This window comes from Halochromatium sp. (assembly GCF_054919635.1).
The window spans coordinates 1-6150 of record NZ_JBUDPI010000239.1; the positions used below are offsets into that span (position 1 = coordinate 1).

General features: G+C 63.2%; 4 protein-coding genes and 1 tRNA gene. 1 reads left to right on the forward strand and 4 read right to left on the reverse strand.

Annotated features, from left to right (window positions below):
• The first annotated feature begins 444 nt into the window (after positions 1-444).
• Entirely contained in the window at positions 445-2049 is a 1605-nt protein-coding gene (locus ACY693_RS13575; RefSeq protein WP_462322363.1) for a recombinase family protein, read from the forward strand.
• On the opposite strand, the gene ACY693_RS13580 is transcribed toward ACY693_RS13575, so the two are convergent.
• The 4 genes from ACY693_RS13580 to ACY693_RS13595 all read right to left on the reverse strand — a co-directional run.
• A tRNA-Met gene (locus ACY693_RS13580) sits at positions 2028-2104 on the reverse strand. The genes ACY693_RS13575 and ACY693_RS13580 overlap by 22 nt on opposite strands.
• A gap of 198 nt (positions 2105-2302) precedes the next feature.
• Positions 2303-3778: a c-type cytochrome gene (locus ACY693_RS13585; protein WP_462322364.1), complete on the reverse strand. Its 1476-nt coding sequence runs from the start codon at positions 3776-3778 to the stop codon at positions 2303-2305.
• Positions 3779-3838: 60 nt separating this feature from the next.
• The gene (locus ACY693_RS13590; RefSeq protein WP_462322365.1) at positions 3839-5209 is read right to left on the reverse strand and encodes a lipocalin-like domain-containing protein; all 1371 of its coding nucleotides are present in this window, start codon (positions 5207-5209) and stop codon (positions 3839-3841) included.
• A 112-nt stretch (positions 5210-5321) separates the two neighbouring features.
• Positions 5322-6150 (reverse strand): M48 family metallopeptidase (locus ACY693_RS13595; RefSeq protein WP_462322366.1); only part of this gene is annotated, 829 nt, incomplete at its 5' end.

Genomic DNA, 6150 nt, shown 5'->3' on the forward strand with positions numbered 1-6150 from the left:
GCAGCTGCGGCCATTATTGATGGCCTACCTGTGATGTGGAGCCGGACACCGTTGATACTCATAGATGTCCCGTATTAGAGCTAACCATTGCTCATCCAAGCACAAACGCGCTGGTTAAGTTGATAGCGCGCGGTTTTCGAGCGCCGCCGAACAAAAGACGCCAATAAGCACACCCGGAGATAATAGCCATGCCTAAACCAGTGAGCGAAAGCAGTACCGGACCAACTAACACCGCGCCTTATGTCCCCTCCTGGTGCTATCAAAACGGGCCCAAGATGTGCCAATGCGCGCATCATGAAGGCTACCACAGCGACGACGGGCAATCCCTGAATCATGATGAATGCGGATGTGCCGGGCTGCCGGCCGCCTGCCGCACCCCTTGAGTGAGTGCTGAGGCATACCGTCTAGACAGGAAGAATCCGCCCCGACTGAGATAGACAGAACATGCTCACCGCCATCTACGCCCGCTACAGCTCAGATCGCCAGCGCGAAACCTCGCTCGCCGACCAAGAAGCCGTCTGCCGCCGCCGCGCTGAGAGCGAAGGCCTGAGAATCGTTGAAGTCTACGCCGATGCCGCCATCAGCGGCAGCCGCCAAGACCGCCCCCACTATCAACGCCTGCTCGAAGATGCCGGCAGCGGCCGCTGGCAAGCGCTACTGATTGAAGACCTATCCCGCCTCTCCCGAGACGAAATCGAAGGCAACCAAGCCGTGCGCAGGCTCGAATACCGCGGTATCCGCGTCATCGGCGTCTCAGACGGCTACGACTCCGAACGCCCCGGCCGCACCGCCCAACGCAGCGTCCGCGCCCTACTCTCAGCCCTCTACTTCGAAGACCTCGCCGCCCGCACACACCGCGGCCAAGAAGGCCAAGTTGCACGCGGCTACCGCGCCGGCGGCCTACCCTACGGCTACCGACCAGTCCGCACAGACACCGGATCAAAGCTCGAGATCGACCCCGAGCAAGCCGAGATCGTGCGCGAAATCTGGACCCGCTTTGCCGACGGCGAATCTCCCCGCAACATCACCGCCGACCTCAACGCCCGCGCCGTCCCCTCTCCGCGCACCAGCAACCGAAAAGGCAAAGCAAGCTGGGTATCCTCCGCCCTCTACGGTCACCCCGCCAAAGGCACCGGCATCCTGCGCAACCCAATCTACCTCGGACGCCAGATCTGGAACCGCTCCAAATGGATCAAAGACCCAGACACCGGCCGCCGCACCCGCAGAGAACGCCCACAGACAGAATGGCAGGTGCAAGAGATACCCCAACTGCGCATCATCTCGCCAGAACTCGAACAGCGCGTCGCGCGCCGTCATGCACTGATCGCCGAAAGCAGCCAGCGAGCTCGAGAGACCATGAAGAACAACGGCAGCACCGGCCCACGGCCGCGCTACCTGCTCTCAGGGCTCATGAATTGCGCCCACTGCGGTGCGCCCGTTGTCTCCGTTGGTGGACATCCAGGCCGCTACGGCTGCTCAGCCGCCCGCTACCGAGGCGATGCCATCTGCTCGCAGCGCACAACCATCGTGCGCCACAAGCTCGAGAGCCGCATCCTCGCCGCCGTGCGCAGAGACCTCTACAGCCCAGAAGCTATCAGCGCCTACCGCACAGCGCTCATCGCCGAGATCAAAGCCGCCGCTCAGGAAACAGCCCCGGACATCAACGGCCTCGAGCGCCAGGTCCTGGAGATCGAGCAACGGATCGACAATATGGTGTCAGCGATTGCGGCCGGATCGTTCAGCCCGACCCTTCAGCGCGCACTCGAAACCGCCGAAGCTGAACGGGCCAGCATCACCCGACAGTTACAGCGCGCTACTGCACAACAGGCCATCGTACCAATGCCGACCGACATCGAAGAAGCGCTAAAACGTCAGCTCGACGCACTCGACGCAACGCTAGCCGAAGACATCAACAGCGCGCGCGAGATACTGAGAGACTTACTTGGAGAGGTCCGCATCAGGCAATCGGACCAAGGGAGGATGGTCGCTGAAGTGCAAGGCTTAGGCGCCCTGCACTACGCTAGCGATGGTAGCGGGGGCAGGATTTGAACCTGCGACCTTCGGGTTATGAGCCCGACGAGCTGCCTGACTGCTCCACCCCGCAACTGAGCCGCCTACTATAGACCTCGTTGATGAGTTGCGCAAGTGTTTTGTTACGAGCGGGTTGCCGATCAGGTCCCTCACCGAGCGCCTGCGCGCTTGGCGTTGTTGGGATCGATGACGACTCCAGGCTTGCAGCGGTCCTATCGCTTCTTGGGTACCGGGCCCTAGCAGCACCTTGCTAGATTGCCCTCGACGAAATCTAGAGCGTCTTGAGATATTCCAACAGCGCGCGACGCTCTTCGTCATTGAGCAGATCACCAAAGTCGTGGCCCTGATTGCCGTAACCCGGTCTCGTGGTGTCGTAGACCCACTTCTGCTCATCGAGACTCGCAAACTGCTCGCGCCCTTGCTCTAAGGACTGGTAACGCCACCCCAGGGCTGTTTCGTCATAGGCTGGGCTCGCGCTCTCGAATCGCCAATAGGTGGGGCGCTGATCGGTGTCGAGCAGCGCCGCGAGCGTCGGTACTGCACCATTGTGCAGATAAGGCGCTGTCGCCCAAACGCCGTCCAATGGCGGCGCCACGTAGCCCAGTCCAGGTTGCGCATCGGCATTGCGGCCGTAGAACGAGGCATTGAACCAGCGCGCAAAGCGGTCCGCGTGCCGATACGCCTGCTCGGCCATGGCCGGATCGGTATCCACCTCATCGAGCGCGATCAGCTCGTTCGGATATCGCTCAAACTCGCCATAGCGACCGTGACACTCGGTGCACTCGGCCTTGAATAGCCGCTCGCCCTCGGCGGCTAGCTCAGCGTCGATCGGATAGGGATAGGGCGGCGCTTCAAGTGTCGCCAGGTAGGCGCGGACATCCTTGAACCAGCTATCGATCTCGCGCGCTTCTGCCACTGAGTCGGTACAGGTCGTCGAGGCCAGCATCATGTAGCCGACATGATCCCCGCGCCCTTCGCCGTTGTAGAACATCGCATGCTTCTTATCGACATTCCACCAGGGCGGCACGCTTGCCGGCAGGACCTCGGCCGGTGGTAGTGGCAGCAGTGGCTCATCGGACCAGGCCAGTGTTTGCGGGTCGCGATGCGCCATCAACGCCAAGGTGATGGCCTGAGCCGGATTCGCGCCGATGGTGTCGGTCATCGACCAGGGCGCAATGGCCCCGATCCGATCCGCCCAGCGCTGCCATTCCGCCACTTGAGCCTCGCCCTCGACGTAAGCGCCAGCACCTTCCACCGCCATGACTGGATCAGCGGTGAAGTCGAGAAACTCGTTACCGAGACCGATCACGAGCTCGCCGTTGAGTGGCGCTGCATGGCAGCCGAGGCAATTACTGGTTACGACTTCGACGCCAGCTTCTGTGGTCAGCGCAGTGAGCGCATAGGGGAGCTCAGCGTTGCGTCCTCGCCGACCTGAGAGGCTGAGCGCTTGGCTCGGCTCGTCGGCAGAAGCCCCGGCTGGCCCGGAAGCCGTCGCACTTGTGCTCGCCAGGTAGGCATCATAGGGTAGACCGCAGGTCACCACCGCCCGATTAACCAGGGCGTCATAACCCGCCTTTGGATCGCCTGGACGCTGCGGGTTCTCAGGGATCGGCCCTGGCTCGGCCCTGGTCACAGTGACTGGCTTACCGCCATCACAACCGACCAGAATCCAACTGAATAAGGCGACCGCGGCACCCGCTAGCCAGTGACGATGGCGATGTCGTATCGGAAGTCGATTCTTTAGCACAAGCGATGATCCATTCTCAGGTAGAAGCCCCAGTGTCCATCACCGACAGGTATGCCTTGCTCAGGTTCCAAGCGCTCCGCCCTCGGCATAGCCGTTGAGATCGATCCAGCCTTGACCGCCAATGGCATCTGCGCCGCGCCAGCCCCTGACCTCGACTGCACCCCGCCAGGCATCGGCAAGCGGCATAACAGGGGGTCCACTACCGTTTCTGTCGAAGAGCGGCTCGATGCTGAGATCGAGCTCGCGTGCCGGGATCAGCAATCGCCAGCCCAGGGGATAGGCCGCCTCGTCCTCTCTGACCCATCCGTCCTCGGTCGGCTCCAGCGTCAGATCCCGCCGCTGCAGTGCCAGCGTCTCGCCATCGACCCCAATCAGCACGCAGCTCGGTATGGGCGTCCCGCCGCCAGCGCGCCGGCGCAGATACACGCAGGTCAGCTCCGTCCCATCATCCAGCTGCAACCGAAACCGGTTCGCGACTAACTGCCCCTCCCCCCCTGCGAGCACCGTTGCCGAGGCTCCCCAGCCGTGGTCGAGCCAGGCGATGCCGCGCAGGTCCTGCTCGAGCGCACCCACCCGCAGCTCGCCCGCTGCGGCTAAACGCGACTGACTGTAGAAGCGCATCGAAGCCGTTCCGCCCTGCACTCCAGCCTGACCTGACGCGCCAGCCAAAGCCTGTTGATCCAGCACTACCGGCGGTTTCAGTGCCGACAGACCCAGCTCCAGCTCAACGTCATTCGCCTCTGCACGCAGCACCCAGGAGCCGTCCGTCGCCCGCGACAAGCCCCATTGCTCGATCCAGACCCGCTCTACACCAGCCTCATCTGCGCCGGCCCCGGCCAGCCCAAGCGCTGCTCGGCTGATCCGCTGCTCGCGCGTTGCACTCGCTTCTGAGATGTCGTCGCGCATCAACACAAGCTCGCCGACGAACACCGCATCTGCGGCCAGCGCTGAGGCGCGTCTGTCGACCGCTTGATCCCGACCTTGCTGCGACGCCCGCTGAGTCGCCATTTGCGTCGCCATTTGCGTCGATAGCATCTTGGAGCCCGACTCGGATCGCCTCAGGCCCAATCGCGCCAAACCCAGTCGCGCCAAGCTCAAGCGCACCCTAAGCGGCTCACCATCGGCATCGTGCAGCAGCGCGGTCAGCTCCCAAAGCTCGATCCGTGCCTCAGGATGTGCCCCGTGGTCGCGCGGAAACGAGACCGCTTCATGGACGACGTCACCTCTCTCTTCAGATGCGGCATCTACAGACTCAGCGCTCGCCTCAGCCTCAGCCTCAGCCTCCGCATCAGCCTCGGTCTCGGCCTCTGCCTCTAATTCGCCAAGTGCTGCGGCTACCGCAGCCGCATCCAAGCCGGCTGCGCCCGGCGCAGATGCCCCTGGCCAGAGCCAGTAGGCCAGCAGGGCCAAGGCGACAACGAGTGTTGGCAACGCTAGCCAACGCATTGCGAGCCCCCATGGAAACGGGCAGTTAGCCTGACGACAATGGCGCGTCGCCACCCCGGACGATGAAGCGCTTGATTCACGGTCATGTCGAGCGGCGTCATCTCTCTGCCCGAGCTCGCTCGTACTCCGCGATCGCCCGCGGCATCACCCGCTGCAAGGCCTCGAAGCGTCGCTGATCCATCGGGTGCGTGCTCAGGAACTCCGGCGGAGCCCCACCCCGCTTCGCGTTATAGGCCGCGAACCGCTGCCAGAATCCGAGCGCCTCTCGCGGGTCATAGCCAGCCCGGGCCATATAGAGCAGGCCCAGCTCGTCGGCCTCAAGCTCTTGGGTGCGTGAATACGGCAGCATCACGCCCAGCTGACTACCGATCCCATAGGCCTGCATGATGAGATCGCCAGTTGCGCCCGCATCATCCCCCAACGCAGCCTGCAGCCCAGCACCGCCCAACTGCACGAGCATGCCGTGCGACATCCGCTCTGCGCCATGGCGTGCCACCGCGTGGGCCACCTCATGGCCGATCACCGTCGCCAGACCAGCTTCACTCTTGGTGATCGGGAGGATGCCGGTGTTCACACCGACCTTTCCGCCCGGCAGCGCGAAGGCATTTGGCGACTTATCCTTAAACAGCACGAACTCCCAGCGCGCATACGGCAGAGGCGCCACCGAACTAATCCTTGCGCCAACGCGCTGTAACGTCGCCACTTGCTTACCCTGTTTCACCACCGGCTTCTGCTGCTTGATCTGCTGAAATGCCTGCAGTCCGAGCTGAGCCTCGTCGATCGGGCTCACTAGCAGCAGCTGTCGCCGACCGGTTTCGGGGGCAGTCGCACAAGACAGCAGCGCGGTGGTCAGGATCGTCGTCAGCACGAGCGATAACCACCACCGTAGCCGGCAAGCCCCGTTGCTAAGCGCAGGTGTCACTGTC